11 protein-coding genes are annotated in these 14,700 nt (G+C 60.9%); 7 read left to right on the top strand and 4 right to left on the bottom strand.

The window, feature by feature from the left end; translation table 11 throughout:
• The first annotated feature begins 977 nt into the window (after positions 1-977).
• Positions 978-1,136 carry a hypothetical protein gene (locus tag J7I84_RS18885; protein ID WP_214946062.1) on the top strand — a complete coding sequence of 53 codons (159 nt, stop codon included), beginning with the start codon at positions 978-980 and terminating at the stop codon, positions 1,134-1,136.
• Between the two features lie 669 nt (positions 1,137-1,805).
• Here J7I84_RS18885 and J7I84_RS18890 read toward each other — a convergent pair.
• Positions 1,806-3,263, bottom strand: coding sequence for an APC family permease (locus tag J7I84_RS18890; protein ID WP_214946063.1), 1,458 nt, complete (start codon positions 3,261-3,263; stop codon positions 1,806-1,808).
• 837 nt (positions 3,264-4,100) lie between these two features.
• Between J7I84_RS18890 and J7I84_RS18895 the strand changes: the two genes are divergently transcribed.
• The 6 genes from J7I84_RS18895 (at position 4,101) to J7I84_RS18920 (ending at position 12,452) form a co-directional block, all read left to right on the top strand.
• Positions 4,101-4,856, top strand: coding sequence for an SRPBCC family protein (locus tag J7I84_RS18895; protein ID WP_214946064.1), 756 nt, complete (start codon positions 4,101-4,103; stop codon positions 4,854-4,856).
• 213 nt (positions 4,857-5,069) lie between these two features.
• Complete coding sequence (locus tag J7I84_RS18900) at positions 5,070-5,879, top strand: oxygenase MpaB family protein (RefSeq protein WP_214946065.1); 810 nt, start codon at positions 5,070-5,072, stop codon at positions 5,877-5,879.
• A complete protein-coding gene (locus J7I84_RS18905) occupies positions 5,866-6,348 on the top strand; it encodes a hypothetical protein (protein WP_214946066.1) in 483 nt (160 codons plus the stop codon). Before J7I84_RS18900 ends, J7I84_RS18905 begins: the two co-directional genes overlap by 14 nt.
• Positions 6,348-7,352, top strand: coding sequence for a hypothetical protein (locus J7I84_RS18910; protein WP_214946067.1), 1,005 nt, complete (start codon positions 6,348-6,350; stop codon positions 7,350-7,352). Before J7I84_RS18905 ends, J7I84_RS18910 begins: the two co-directional genes overlap by 1 nt.
• A 607-nt stretch (positions 7,353-7,959) precedes the next feature.
• Positions 7,960-11,514: a MobF family relaxase gene (gene mobF, locus J7I84_RS18915; RefSeq protein WP_214946068.1), complete on the top strand. Its 3,555-nt coding sequence runs from the start codon at positions 7,960-7,962 to the stop codon at positions 11,512-11,514.
• Positions 11,515-12,167: 653 nt separating this feature from the next.
• Complete coding sequence (locus tag J7I84_RS18920; protein ID WP_214946069.1) at positions 12,168-12,452, top strand: hypothetical protein; 285 nt, start codon at positions 12,168-12,170, stop codon at positions 12,450-12,452.
• Between the two features lie 120 nt (positions 12,453-12,572).
• Here the strand turns inward: J7I84_RS18920 and J7I84_RS18925 are convergent, their stop codons facing one another.
• From J7I84_RS18925 to J7I84_RS18935, 3 genes are all read right to left on the bottom strand, one after another.
• Positions 12,573-13,058, bottom strand: a complete 486-nt coding sequence (locus J7I84_RS18925) for a single-stranded DNA-binding protein (RefSeq protein WP_214946070.1) — start codon at positions 13,056-13,058, stop codon at positions 12,573-12,575.
• 58 nt (positions 13,059-13,116) lie between these two features.
• Positions 13,117-14,265 (bottom strand): ArdC-like ssDNA-binding domain-containing protein, encoded by a 1,149-nt coding sequence (locus J7I84_RS18930; RefSeq protein WP_214946071.1) that lies wholly within the window; start codon positions 14,263-14,265, stop codon positions 13,117-13,119.
• Positions 14,266-14,349: 84 nt separating this feature from the next.
• Positions 14,350-14,598, bottom strand: coding sequence for a hypothetical protein (locus tag J7I84_RS18935; RefSeq protein WP_214946072.1), 249 nt, complete (start codon positions 14,596-14,598; stop codon positions 14,350-14,352).
• Between the last annotated feature and the right edge of the window lie 102 nt (positions 14,599-14,700).

Consider the following 14,700-nt stretch of genomic DNA (forward strand, 5'->3'; position numbering starts at 1 on the left):
GACCCGGACGCCGTCGTGGTGAGCGGTCCAGATTGCGTTAGGTGGTCCGGCTTTGACGTATCCGTACTCGCCCTTGGTTGTCTTGGGGTCCCTGTACGTTTGCATTCTCAGTCACGTGATTTTTGTTCTTGTGCCCATTGGGCAGAGTCCTGGTGCTTCGTAGCCTTGTCCCATACCGCTTGATCTGCAACACAGAGGTGAGATTCAACGATGAAGCGCATCACACTGTTTTCTGACCGTGCCGCTCGCGTGGTAGCCACCGGCTCCCACTGCCCAGCCACGGGACTTTGGAGCCCGGAAGGGGAACCGCAAGTGGTTCAGCCCTTCTCGGAAGGGCACGTTTTTCCTGCCTACAACGGTATGGCCACTACATGGCGTCCCGCGGCCGAGACGCCATAAGAGCAGCGAAGTTGACCTTTAGCTGATGCCCGCGGCTCATGCGGCTCCTCCAGATAACTCAAGGGGGTCTGGATGGAGACATCGTTGTGGACCCGTTGATCGGGCACCTCTGCGAAGTCGGGCATGGCGCCAAAACATCCCTCGAGGTGGTCAACGCCCTGAGCGCGCAGCCACCATCGTGACCAGGCATCGCGGCGATGGAAGCGAGGCCACCGGCGTGGTAATCCGCTTCAACGGCAAGTCATGGCAGCCGGACTAGATTGGCCGGGATGCTTGGCGCCTCCCTGCGGTAGCCATGTTACTGCCGTCGCCCGAGCACCGCCGGCAAATCCTATGTCTGCCTGCCGTACAGACCAAGGGCGACCCGAACAACGGACTGGACCCCTGGCTCACGACGATCAGCACCCCCCACTGTGGACCGGCACGCCCTGACCGTCCCCTACGTCGGTGAAGCCATCAGGGCCATCCGGCGGCCGCTGGTCCCGAACACCCTCATGTACGGGGCCCAGCCGTCCTGGTCATCGGCATGCTGGTCGGTATCTGGCGCAAACTACCGGAGAAAACCACCACGGGCATCAATGACTAACGGACGAGCCCTGTTTGGCCCCCAGGTGATACGAACCCTCGCCTGCAACCTCGGCAATGAAGACCTCGTGTTTGGCTTCCTGTCCGACTACTTCGACCTGCTGCCCAAACGGAAAGACCGCATCATCAACGCCATCAGGGATGACGACTAAGAGGCGGCGATGGACGCCATCCTCAGCCTGAATTTCACCTCCGCCATGGTCGGCGCCCAAGACACCTAAGACAGGTGCAAAGTCCTGCAGTCCCTCGTCGCCAAGGGCCCCTCGAATCCGCCAGTCACGAAGTCACCACACTGGGCCACTCGGTCGACCCTGCTAGCAAAAAGATTGAGCCGCCGGGGCACCTGAACCGAATGATCGGTGCGGCTCGGGCAATGGTCGAGGAGGATTTCTCCACGGATGCTCGCTGGGAAACGGCACCGACGTCCCTCAGCCCTCTTTGACGTCTGATCCGGCCTCTATCCGCTTAGGGACAGCTCTAAAACTACCGGCCCGTCTTAGGTGGCTTGTTGGGCGAGGGTGTGAGCGAGTCGGTGCCTGTTTCGATGGCCCGTTGAAGGTGAGCCTATCGACGATGGCCGCCCAGAGGCGGGGCCCGGCGAAGGTTTTTTGTCCAGCCGGAGAAGGATTCGTCGCTCCCGAGGCAGACCGCCAGATCGTCGACTTTCCGCCGGCTCGCCAATTCGGCAAAGGGCGCCGAACTGCTCACCATCTGCGGTCTCGGGTTTGGAAGAAGCGGCCGACTTTCTTGGGCCGGCCGCTTCTCGTATGCTTAGTTCAACGCAGGCGTCAGAGGCGTAGAGCCGGTACTCTTGTTTGCCGTCACTGGCGGCCGATGTTGCTGAATGTCGCTGGCTTCGTGCGGCGGTAGATGATGGCCATGACAAACCCGAGAACAAATAGGCCCAGGATCAGAGCCATCAGAGCGGTGGCGAGCACCGTCGATCCCCCAACCAGTGAAGCGAAATTCACGGCCGCCAGCGTCAGTCCGGTGCCCAGCCCAATGATCCCTAGAACCGGGAATACGACCCTGCTCCATGCGGTGTGGCGTGCTCCGTGTTTACGAAGGTACAGCGGCACAGCGATACTGGCGATGAAGATTACCGCCAGAATCACGAAGCTCGAGATTCCGAGGGCTGCAGTGTAGAGGTCCAATGGTCCCAGCCCAACGATGGCCGCGATGAGATTCATAAGTAGGCCGGCGGCGCTCGTTGCCATGGAGGCCAGGTAGGGCGATCCGTGGCGTCGGTGCACTGTGCTGAGCTTGCGCGGAAAGATCTTGTCGGCACTGAGATTGAACAAGTAGCGCGCGGTGATATTGTGCCCGGCAAGAATAACGGCAAAAGTACTGGTGTTGACCAGGATTGTCGCCACGTCGGAGAACACGGTGCCCCCGAACTGCACGAGCGTGCCGGTCATCGACCCCGTCGGATCAGCGACGGCGAGTTCGACTGCTTTGTCGATGCCAAGTGCGTTGATAAACCCCAGCGATGACACGGCGTAGATGGTCATCGCCACTGCAATGACCGCGAACGTGACGCGGGGAATGACGCGGTTGGGATTCTTGACCTCTTCACGGAACAGGACGGTGACTTCGAAGCCGCCGTACATGCCGAGAGCCAAAAGCAGGCCAGAGCCGAAGGAACCATCGAACCAGTGGGTCGGGAGAAGCGGGGCCAAAGAGATGCCGGCGTGGTTGGCTCCGCCGTTGACGAAGACGAAGAAATCGTACCCGACAATGATGATGATCTCGAGAAAGAGGAAGATTGTCAGGAACTTCGCGGAAAGCTCGATGTTGAAATAACCAAGGACCGCGCTTCCGGCCCAGAAAACGGCCGCCCATACCCACCACGGGAGATCAGGACCATTCATGGTGGTGTGTACAAGTTCGCCCAGAACGATACCACCGAACGGAAGGGTTCCGGCATAGACGCAGAAGTAGCCGAGCAACGCGACTAATCCGGATCCCAGACCGACTTCCCGTCCGAGTCCAGCCGTGATCATCGAGTAAAAGCCGCCGGGTTTCGGCATAACCTTGGACATGCGGGTGAACCCCACCGCAAAACATCCAAGGATGAGGCCCGCCACCACGAATGAGATAGGCGTCCCAAGGCCACTGCCGGTGGCGACCATGATCGGGATAATGCCGATCACGACCACCATGGGGGCGTTGTAAGCCATCACACTGAAGAAGAGCCCTAAGCTGCCCATCTTGCCGGTTAGATGTGGCCCTGACTGCGGCGCCCGTTCGGTCGCCAGTTGTGTTGTAGTGCTGTCCATAACCACTGCCTTCTTGGTAAGTAATCTAGGGTTCCCGGGCCGCCACCGTACTTCGAGCCTTGGTCGCCCCCCCTCTCGCGACCAACCAGACGGATCTCGGATTGCTTGTGGCCACTGTGCAGCCTGCGAAGTTTCACGACGTTCTGATCGAGTGTTGATAGATGATGCCAGCCGGGCTGAGCAATTTGGTACTAGAAAATCCGACAAACCCGCGTTGGCCCCCTTGGTAATCTTCCAGAGGCAACAGCTCTGCAGACTAATGCCAGTTCAACCCGGAGGTCCGGAACTGCACGGCTACTTCCGCCATGAGGTTTCCCAAGCCCAGGTTTGGCTGTAGAGCGCGGGAAACTCGACCCGAACGATACGTTCGCATCACAAATTTCTCGCGACGTTCCCGCCACAGTGCTTGTCCTTGTCCGTGGCCCTCACCGAGGCATCACTGCCTCTGAGTACCCGGGACCACCATCGAGTGCCCGCCAGGCTGGTCTGTTTGCCGCAGGGATCAAAATTGAATCTTTGGTAAGCCACGTGCGGCGACGTAGCCGATGGACTAACCCCTATCAGGCAGGCTCTTCAGCGCCGCCTTTTGGACCAAGGCCCCAGACGCCTTAATGACCGCTACGGCCAGGCACAGCCCTGCTTCAATGAGTCTCCAGTGCTGATGAGGTTGAGCATGGGCTCGATGGCCAAGCCACCAGACAACACGAGAATTGGATCCTCGACCCCCAACAGGATAAGCATCTTGACGTTCCGGCCCGTTCACCGCCGTCTCGTATCGTGGACCGAGGCTGAGCCTACGGGGGCGGCGGAGGGTCGGCCGCCCGCGGGCTTAGGACAATGACGCCCGCAGATTCTCTTGGTTCAACGGCGGTGGTTGCTCCCGCTCTAGCCATTGACAGCCCCGGGCCCCATTTATTTCTACCGCCGCGTCTAAAACTCAAACCTGACAGCTATCCGGGCCTGCAGGAGCACTGGCCGGAGATGATGACGTCGGAGTCGAGGGTTTGTTTCAGCGACAGTGGACGCATCGGCAATGGGTTCCCTGCTTACCTGCTTGAGAGTTGGTGCCAAGATAACTATATGAAGCCGCGCCTCTTCGACCTCAGCTCCACATGGCTACTCCCCGCCTCGCCCGAAGAGGTGTGGGCCGTCATCGCAGACACCGATATGAGTTGGCCTCAGTGGTGGCCGCACTGCACTTTCGCTGCGCCGTTGGAGCGAACCGAAGCGGCAAGCGCTGGTCAGGATGAGATCCTGAAAGCCACCACAGCCCATCTCAACTTCAAGGCGTTCCTCGGCTACACGCTCACCATCACGATCCACCCCACAAAGGTCCTCGCACCGGGTGAGATAAAGTTCGATGCCGGCGGCCATCTGCAGGGCACGGGCAGAGTAACCCTTGTCCCGCAAGAACAGGGCAAGACGACCCGTATGGACATTGAGTGGCGCGTGCGGCCTACACAGCGGTGGATGAATGTGCTGACACCGATTGCCGCTCCAGCTTTCAAGGCAGCACACGCCCTGATGATGCGGCAGGGGGAAAAGGGCTTAGAGCAAGCACTGCCCAACAAAAGGATAAGAAAACCTGCGTAGACCCGTCTACATTCGCCTAGTCAGGCCGCGGCAACAGTTCTACGATGTAAGCAAGTTAGCCGAGCTGGGGAGCTTTAGCAGCCCACAGTTCGACCGTGCAAAAGCAGCCACTAAGAACGGGGGGCCACGGTGAACCTTCATCCCACCCTCGCGGAGAGCCTCCGCCGCCAGGAGGCCCCCTCCCCGAATGATTGGGAAGCTACCTTCCGCACCATGGTCCTTTACGACCTGGCGACAGATATGGAGCTTGGCTTCTTCCTCTCGTACTACCGGAATTTTGCTATCCCAAGCATCGCGGCAACTCTCTGCAGGAACGGCGAAATCCAGGAGCGTCCCATGAAGCGCTCCTATGACACTGCCATCGTCATCTACGAGCTAATAGCAAGCGGCCTCGATAGCGACCGGGGACAGCAGATGGTCGCCCTACTAAATCGCGTTCACCGCAACGTACCCGGCGGCCCAGACGATTACCTCTACGTCCTCCTGACCCTGTTAGTCGTCCCGATCCGGTGGGCCCAGAACCATTCGTGGCGCCAGCCCACAGGAGCCGAGCTGGCAGCTGCATCCCGCTTCTTCGCTGAGCTGGGGTCCCGGATGAACATACACGGAATGCCTGGGACCTACGCCGAAGCGGAGCGATTCTTCGACCAATACGAGGCAACGCATGTCTCTCCATCGTCTGAAGGCCAAAAGTTGATGGACGCCACCGTTCAGGTCTTCCAGAGCCGTCTGCCGCTTCCCCTACGACCGTTTGCAGCCCGGCTGATCAGTGCGATGCTGGCTGATGCCCGCCTTGTGGACGCCCTTGGGCTCCCCAACAGCAGCCGAACATCGCGGGGCTCCTTGGCAACCCTGCTGGCCGTCCACAACGCCCTCCATCGCAGACGGCCTCTAAAGCGAAAGCCTCATTTCACTCCGGGAAAGGCGGGCTCATCTTTGTACCCGGGCGGCTACTCCCTCGACCAAATCGGCCCCGTCAATATTCCCGCCCCGTCAACCTTACGAAGCAATGAACTATCGTGAAGCTCGAAAAGTAGCCCGCAAGGCGGAGCAAGCTTTCGGCTTGCCCGACGCGCCAACGCTCCAGCTCATCAAAGACAAACTGGAACTGCAAAGAAATCGTCCCATCATTGTCGACGAACTGCCCGGCTTGTCCGGATCGGAACTTTGCGGCGTCTGGCTCATTTGCGCAGACCGGGACATCGTCCTGCATGCCCCCGTGAAGTCGGCCTGGCACCGGCAGCAGATCGTCCTTCACGAGTTCAGCCACATGATTCTCTGTCATGATCTCCAGGACAGTAATGCGGACCTCGCCGCGACCTTCTTGCCTGACCTGAGCGAGGACGTACTCCGCGTGCTCGGACGCAGCAGCTACACCGATGGCGCAGAACTTATGGCTGAAGCCTTGGCGGACCAGCTTGCAACTCGGATCATCAACGGCGACGTCGATGCCATGCCCGAGCCCTTGGCATTTCGCCAAGTATTCGGCTGATGGAAGCGGTCCCTGCCGCCGCACTCTGGGTCCTGACCATCCTTAGGCTTCCAACAGCGCTCGATGCACACCGGGGAAGCGTCTTCCGCGCCACTATCCTCGCCGCAATCGCCTGCACCCTTTATGTTCCGGCGGTCTACTACACCGTCGATCCACTGCTAGGCGGACACAACCGCGTCGGGCTGGTTACCCTCCTGTCCCTGCTACTGGGGTTCTGGCAGTTTCGCACGGCGATTCTTCTCGCAGCGGTTACAGATACAGAAGTACGACGGCGGCAGCTCGCCTTGGGCAGGTTCGCTGCTGCCGCCGTGTGCAGCACAGTGACGGCCGGGTTTCTCACCAGCCGCGTCGATGACACTGATCCCAATCTGCCCCTGACCTACGCCGACCAGCCCGGGATGGCAATCTTCCTCTGGACAGGCTCCGCTTTCATCATGTGGGTCTGCCTCGACATAGCCCGAGTCTGCCGCAGCAACGTCCCGCACATGCATGCACCGGCCTTCCGGTCGGCATTCACTCTTATCGCAGGGGGATGCGTCCTGTTCGCCCTCGTCCTACTGGACCGGCTGATCTACGGAGCTGTCATTGCAGCTGAAGGCGCCGACAGTCAAACAGCTGCCGCCCTGACAAGCTTTTACTGGATTGGAGAGACGGCTGCTGTGCTCCTCGTCAGCCTCGGACTACTACTCCCCCGTCTGGCAGGGCGCCTTAGGCAGGGGATCTTCGCCCTGCAAGCAAGGCTGCTTCTCATGAAGATCAGTCCAGTCTGGAACGATGTGACGAACTGTCAGCGTGAGCTGATCCTGCAGGACCGCCGCGCAGCCTTGCTTGTACTCTTCAGCCGACATGCTGAAACCCAGCTCCACAGGCGCCTCGTTGAAATTCGAGATTGCGAAATGGCCAGCCCTCAAGCCCGCGAGCGCCTCAACGCACACCACCTATGGGTAGTCGAACGCGCCGAACTCTTACTCGAGAGCCGCTCGGCAACCCGCCTAGCTCGATAAGGTCCAGTCTTCACACCTCTGGCATCCAAGGCGTCAGCGTCAGGTGCCATCACGGCCAGTCATGTCGCCCCGCCGAGACTTGCTGATGAATCAACGTGAACCAGAAGAAGTGCGAAGAGTGCCATGCCGGTTTCGAACCGACGAGAAGGAGCCAACGGTTCTGCTCCATCCGTTGCGCAAACAGACACCGGAGTCGTCGTCACCGGAACACCATCCGATCTTCCACAGTGCCGGCAACAACTTTGAGCTCGCCGCACCTCAAAGCGCAGTTGCAGGCCACGAAGCGTCGTCTGGAGTCCGAGAGGATATCCTGCGAGCGCCAACGGCAAGTGGTTCAGTCCAAGCTCCGCTCTCAAGCCGCAGAGATCGACCGGCTCGAAGCCGAGAGTTCGCAACAGCGGCTGAGCATCCACCTCCTCCAGTCGGAGGTCGCACGCCTTAAACGGGCTCAGCGGACTAATGTGCAGGATCTGGCCCACACGGCTGCATTGCTTGTCTCAATCTCCCGCGCCAAGGGAGTGGCTCTTGACGTGCGAACCTTGGACATCCTCCGACGGCGGGGCTGGGATCCAAGCAAACAGCAAGCAGGGGCACCGCGACTGTGACCATGTCTATCGCACGTCTGTCCGCCCAGTCGGGTCTGCGCTACCTGTTCAAGACGACCATGATGGATGACGTTTCCGTTTCTCCCCCGGACTCCACCATGTACTACATGAAGGCGCGCACACCCGAGGGCCGTTGGATTGGCGGCGGGCTAAACGGCATTAGCAAAACGCCAGGTGACGTCGTCACGGAAATCGACGCAAAGGCGGTTTTCGACTTGGCGATACATCCGCGAACCGGCACTCCCCTCGGCCGGCCACACGCCCAACTTGCCGCTGTCGAGAACAAGACCGGGCAATCAGCTCAACGGAACGCGGTCGTTGGCTTCGACCTGACGTTCAGCGTGCCAAAGTCGGTGTCCGTACTCTGGGCTCTGAGCCCCCGCAGCAAGCAGCAGCGGATCCTGAGAACGCACCACGAAGCGGTCGAGGCGACCCTTGCGTGGCTGGAAACGAACGTGATCCACACGAGGGCCGGCCGTAATGGCGTCGCCCAAATCGGCACGCAGGGTACTCTTGCTGCCGCCTTCGACCACTGGGAGTCACGCACCGGCGATCCGCAGCTCCACACGCATCTGGTTATCGCCAACCGTACGCAGCGCGTCACCGACGGAGCCTGGGTCACTATTGACTCCCGGGCTCTTTACAAAGCAGCCGTCGCGGCGAGCGAACACTACAACGGACTCTTGTTCGACGCCCTCCAACGGAATCTCGGGTGCGACCCCGAGATCCGCACTCCTCTCACCACAATGCGCAACCCTAGCCAACAGCTCACCGGAATCGATGAAAATCTCATCCGCGAATTTTCCAATCGCTCCCGCCTCATTGATTTGGAAACTGACCGGCTGGTGACTTCATGGACCGCAGAACACGGCCATCCCCCAACCACCACGACCATCATCAGGCTCCGCCAGCAGGCAACCCTTGCTACACGTGCACCCAAGCCCGAGAGTCCCGCACCGCTTCACCAACTCTCTGAACAGTGGCAGGCTCGAGCAATTGCCAAAGGTTTTCAGCCAGCTGACGTCCTCGCCCGTACCATCAAGCGCTCCCGCGTCGCCCCTTTTACCTTTGTGGACTTCACCCCTGACTGGACCTCCGCCGTCGCGACCATTGCCAGGGAACGGGTTGCCGCAAAACGATCAACCTGGAACCGCTGGAACCTGCTAGCAGAAGCGGAAAGAGTCTGCGCCCAAATCCGCTGCAGCACTTCATCTGACCGTTCCGCCCTAATCGATGCCGTCGCCACCACTGCCGAACAACAATCAGTGCCGCTAAACGGCTACCGCTATTGCCTTCCATCGAACGCTGGCTCGGACCTGCGGCTTAACCAGCGGAGCGTTTTCGACTTCCAGGGGTCACGCCTCTACACAGACACCTCAACGCTCGCTTGCGAGGACGCCATCATGACAGCAAGAAAGGACGACGGCGGACCCACTGTCCGCCCAGCAGTCATCATGGACTCGCTGGACGGCGCCCGCCAACTGCAAGTGCCGAGGCTATATGCCGATCAGCGCGCGGCCGTTGCCGACGTCGTCCTTAGCGGAAACCGGCTGGACGCCATCGTCGGCCCGGCGGGAACGGGAAAAACCACCACGCTGGGCACGGTGAAGGCAGTTTGGGAGGCAGAGTACGGGGCAGGCAGTGTCATAGGGCTGGCCCCGGCTGCGGCGAGCGCAGAGGTGCTGGGCCAGGAACTTCGCATGGTCACCGAGAACGTTACCAAGTGGCTGCACGAGTCGATGGGATACGGTGCTGCCACACGGGCTGACCGCTTCTTCCACATTCAGGAACTCCTGAGTTCGTACAAGTACAGCGACCGCCCGAGCATTGCATTTGCTCAGGAAGCTGCCCGGCTCGCTGCGACTCACCAGCGATGGCGCTTCCACCCGAATCAACTCGTCATCGTTGACGAAGCTTCCATGGTGTCCACCTTTCAGCTTGCTGCACTCGTGCAACAAGCAAAGGAAGCCGGTGCGAAAATCCTGCTGGTGGGAGACCCAGCTCAGTTGGACGCAGTCGACGCTGGCGGGGTCCTGGGCTGGCTGGATCGCCTAGGCATGACGACGCGCCTTAGCACCATTTGGAGATTCCATGAGGCGTGGGAACGCGCATCGTCCCTCAAACTGCGGGCAGGAGACTACTCGGCGATCGAGGACTACGAGCAGCATCGGCGGATCCGGCACGGCTGCTACCTAAGCATGCTGGACCAGGCGTATCTTGCGTGGCAGGCCGACAGGCGCACTGGTAAGTCGTCCATCCTGATCGCCGCTGACAACGAGACCGTCAACATGCTCAACGAGCGCGCCCGAGCAGACCTGGTGGCCCAGGGAGTTGTGGATGCAGAGCTTGCCGCTCACCTCACCGACGGCTTGCGGGCGGGTTCCGGGGACACCATCATCGCCCGCGCAAACAATCGCCGACTCATCGATAGCGAAGGCGAATTCGTCCGAAACGGCACGTTGTTTGACGTCAGAGCCGTCAACAAGCACGATGGCTCGGTTCTCGCAGTGCGGCGGGAGACTGGGGCAAGCGTCGCACTCCCCCGGACCTATCTTGAGACGTCCGTTGAGCTGGGCTATGCGACTACCGCCCACCGATCCCAAGGCCTCACTGTCGATACCGGGCACACGGTGATCACACAGGGTCGGTTGACCCGCGAGCTGCTCTACGTGAGCATGACCCGCGGCCGGTCCGGCAACTACGCATATGTCAGCCAAGGCAAGGACTCTGACCACCAGGCCGTCGATCCTTCGCAGCAGCTGCCCTGGCGCAGCATCCTCGGCGAGGTACTGGCTGCAGAGGGGACTGAGCGGACTGCACACGAGGTCCGCGAGGCAGAGCGGACGAAGGCGGACAGCCTTGAACGACTGTATGCCGAGTACGACTACCTCGCCCAGATTGCTGCCGGTGAGGACCTCAGACGCTGTCTGGGAAAGCGTGCCCCACGCACAGTGCAGGAACTAAGCGCGTCGCCATCGTGGGGGGCCGCAGTTGCAGTCTGGCGTAAGGCATCAGCACTCAGCCGTCACGGCGCTGAGCATGTCATGGAGCAAACTGTGCAGGACAGCCATTCAGTGCACGACCCCATAGCCCTCCTCAGCGCACGGCTTCGTCGCTACGCAAAAGGAACACCGACGACGGCGATAGACCCGTTGCGCGAATCGTTCCCTGTGCTGGGGCCCGGCTTGGCGGACATGATCGCCCAGGTCCGCGAACGCATCCGGCAAAGGATGGAATGTGTCACCTGGGCTGCCCTGACGCAGGATGCTCCCTGGAAGGACGAGCTGACTGCGGCCGTGGGTGCGACAGAATCCTTGCGCGGACTGATTCGCGAAGTTGCCCTGTTTAGGGACAGATGGGGAATTTCGGATTCTCACCTGCCGTTGGGAGCTCCCCCGGCGGACTACGAGTGGGAACAGCTGCACCAACGGGAAAGAATTCTGGAGGCAATCGAGAGCGCCGGAAACCGCCAGGCTGGCCCTCACCAAGAGATGAGTCCATCTGATATGCATCGATCCCAGCAGGTCGTCCTTACGAGTTCCGGCTGGCAGATCTAAGCTGATGTAGAGGCAAAACATTGGTCGTGAACCCAGCGGTGAAACCGAGAGTTGCGACAGCCGGCTTGGTACTGGCCAGCGTGGCTGTTCTATCCGCGGCTGCCCTTTCTCTGGTTCTCCTGCCCTCCGCCGGTGTCCCCTTCTTTGCAAAGTTAATGGCCGAGGCCACCTTGTTCGCGGCTGCACTGCTCACCGGATGGCATTGGTGGCGACGGAACAGGCAACGGCGGGCCTGGCTGGAACAGGCGACGGAACAGTGGAGATCCTTCAGGAATGCCAAAACGCTCGGCCGCACAACAGCGGAGGTAACGCTGGTCAGCGTTGACGCAGTACAACCCACGGGCTCCTGGGTCACAATCCGATGGAACCGCTTCAACCACACTCAGCGCGCCTGGCTGGAGTCGCTGCCGGAACCAATCTGGCCCGGATCAGTCCTGCTCATCTCCCCGGACGCTGCCCAAGTTATCCCTGGCGCGCCATGGCCTGACACGTACTTCATTCAGGCGGTCGATTGCTTGGCGTGTGCACCTGCCCAGGGGCGCCCGATGAGTGCCGTAATGCCATCCGCAGTGAATGCACCTGATATGTGAAGCTCCTCGCGCTGACCGGTCCCCGGGCAGTCCTCATTCGAACATATGTTCTATAGTTGTTGCGTGATCAAGTCCGGCTCTCCCGAAGACCTCGAGCGCATGATTGCCCGGATGGACGCTGAGTCGAGCCGTCCGATTGATGATCCGGCGCCTATTCGGGATTTCCCGAAGTACGGCCGGCCGTTAGTGTATGTCGGCGGAATCTATGGCAAGGCTGTTGGCTGGACCCACAAGTATGGTCTTATCGAGTGGCTGGACTCCGCCGACAAGTACCACATGGGTTGGGCTCACTCTTCCAGCATCAAGCGGGTGGAACCGGACGAGTGGAAGGGCAGTTCGCGGCTGTAGCAGGCACCGCGGTCCATCAGCGAGACAGCAAGACAATGGCCTGGTCCTCCACAGAAGGACCAGGCCATTGCCATGTCTCGCTAGCGGGCAAGCTCAGTAGGCCCACCCAACGACGCAGGGTCAGAGACTAACCTCATTCCGCGCCGGCTCGCCGAAAGGGGATACCGGCCCCTTGGTTGCGATGTTGTAGGCAGACTCCGGCGCCGCCTGCAGGCCAGCCTCTGCTGAAGCGCCCGGCCCAGCGGCACGCGCAGAACGCTGATATGCGGCGGTACCGAAGCGGAGGTCCGGGCCAATGGTCTCGGCGACTATCCGACGAGCCTCACGCCGCTCCCCATCCTTTTCGAAGGAACGGAATTCGAGTTCGCCCGAAACGGTGACGGGGTCGCCCTTCTTCAGCGAATTGGAGGCATTCTCGGCGAGCGCCCGGAACGCGGAGACATTGTGAAAAACAGGCTCACCATCATGCCAGGATCCATCTGGACCCTGAACGCGCTGGTTCACCGCAACGCGCAGTTTGGCGTGGGCCACCCCCGACTCACCGTAGGTCAGATCCGGATCTGCCACGAGGTTGCCGGCGATGTTGATCGGTATTTTGGTGCTCATATCGTGCGTCCTTCCTTCGCGGACGGGGCTTTCCCATCCCACGCTCTATCGGCTGGCCTCATGGCCCAGAAATTTCGAGACCCCGCGGCGGTCCCTCTGCCGGAGTCAGCCCCGCATATGTCTCCTGGCCTTCAACTTGCGCGGAGGCTTCTGCCGGCGGAACCTTCCCACCCAGTCCTGGCGGATCGGTCGCTTCGAGAATTTCCTTGCTTGCTGACGTGACGCGGCCGAGCACCGACTTGGCAATATCCACCCGCGAGGCCGGCGGCTTTCCGGGGGTAGCTCCGGCTGCTGACTGCTCCGCTTCGATAACTGCATCAGCCCAGCCGGACAGATAGCTTGCTGATTGAGGCCCTCTATCAATTCCGTGCGCCTTAAGCACCGTGTAGGCCACTGACTCCGCCTCGACTTCGGCCAGCCCGCGGTGGTCCACGCTGCTTCCATACAACTTGCCCACATTGTCGTTTGGCCCGTGAAGCAGAACGTGCCCCAGCTCATGCGCGAGCACGGCTGCGCGTTCCTCTGAGTTCAACCAGCCACCTACCTGAACGCGGTGCTTGGCAAAATCTGTGAAGCCGCTTGTGAGCCCGAACTGCGAGTCCGTGACATGCACTGAGAAGCCATGAGCGCGCGCAACGCCGGCCAGCGACTCCCACAGCCGCGGCACTTCGACTGGAGTGAGTCCAGCTGATCGAGGAACCAGCAGCGGGGCACCCTCGGTCTGGGAGACGTCGAAGACCGCCTGGCCCCGCCAGCCAATTATCAGCGTCTTCTTCCCCTCGTCAACCGCGCCTTTGGGAGCCTTGTCGTCAACAGGGACGCGGTGACGTGTGCCGTCAGGCAAGAGCACCTGGCGAACGCGGGCCGTCCTTGGGGCAATCACCCACAAAGCATGCTCACCGCGAAGAACAGTCCGCCCGTGCCGCTCCCATTCCTTGTAGCCGGCCACGAGCGTGGGCTCATCAGTACCGCGCTGTGCCATCTGCATCATCAGCAGGGCAACGTTCCCGCCGGAGTAGCGCCACAGGCTCGCGGAAGCGTCAAGGAGAACCTGCCAATGCGATGGCGACTCGACAGCCTTTTCAAGAATCGAGTGCAGTCCGTCCATCAAAGCAGCAACGCGCTCCTCCGGCGCCATTCGCCGGGTCTCCAACGCGGAGTTCAGGCCAGTGGTTGGGCTTGACGGAACTTCGGGTGCAGCGGCCACGACAGCCACCCTTCTGCTTCTTGGGCCGCAGCTAAGCTGCGCAGACACCGGTTCATGGTTGTCAGGTCATTGGAGCGACATGACTCAGAATTCGGGAACCAGTTGATGGGCCGCCTTGCACCAGTCGAGGAAGGCGGGGTCGTCGTTTGCAAGGATGCGCGGTGCAGGTTCCTTGTGCGTCTGCAGTCCGACGCATCCGGCCGTCCTGGTGTGTGTCCTCAGGCGTTCGACGGCGTGTGGGAGCCTTTCATGGAAGGCGAGCGGTCCGAAGCCGGGGTCGTCCGTCGTGTAGGAGGCCAGCTCCGCACGGTGCAGCGCGTACAACTCGGCCACGATCTCAGGGTGACGCCACCAGCAGTCCGGGACGACCGACGTCGTCAGTTGATATGTGGCGACAAGCCATCTCACCCATGCAAAAAGGCCACGCCAGGCCTC

This window comes from Arthrobacter sp. ISL-85 (assembly GCF_018613675.1).
GTDB lineage: Bacteria > Actinomycetota > Actinomycetes > Actinomycetales > Micrococcaceae > Arthrobacter.

What these genes read in the sequence shown, in the direction of transcription:
- J7I84_RS18885 (WP_214946062.1), top strand. Translation starts at nt 978, where the DNA reads ATGACTAACGGACGAGCCCTGTTTGGCCCCCAGGTGATACGAACCCTC.
- J7I84_RS18890 (WP_214946063.1), bottom strand. Translation starts at nt 3,263, where the DNA reads ATGGACAGCACTACAACACAACTGGCGACCGAACGGGCGCCGCAGTCA.
- J7I84_RS18895 (WP_214946064.1), top strand. Translation starts at nt 4,101, where the DNA reads ATGACGCCCGCAGATTCTCTTGGTTCAACGGCGGTGGTTGCTCCCGCT.
- J7I84_RS18900 (WP_214946065.1), top strand. Translation starts at nt 5,070, where the DNA reads ATGGTCCTTTACGACCTGGCGACAGATATGGAGCTTGGCTTCTTCCTC.
- J7I84_RS18905 (WP_214946066.1), top strand. Translation starts at nt 5,866, where the DNA reads ATGAACTATCGTGAAGCTCGAAAAGTAGCCCGCAAGGCGGAGCAAGCT.
- J7I84_RS18910 (WP_214946067.1), top strand. Translation starts at nt 6,348, where the DNA reads ATGGAAGCGGTCCCTGCCGCCGCACTCTGGGTCCTGACCATCCTTAGG.
- mobF (WP_214946068.1), top strand. Translation starts at nt 7,960, where the DNA reads ATGTCTATCGCACGTCTGTCCGCCCAGTCGGGTCTGCGCTACCTGTTC.
- J7I84_RS18925 (WP_214946070.1), bottom strand. Translation starts at nt 13,058, where the DNA reads ATGAGCACCAAAATACCGATCAACATCGCCGGCAACCTCGTGGCAGAT.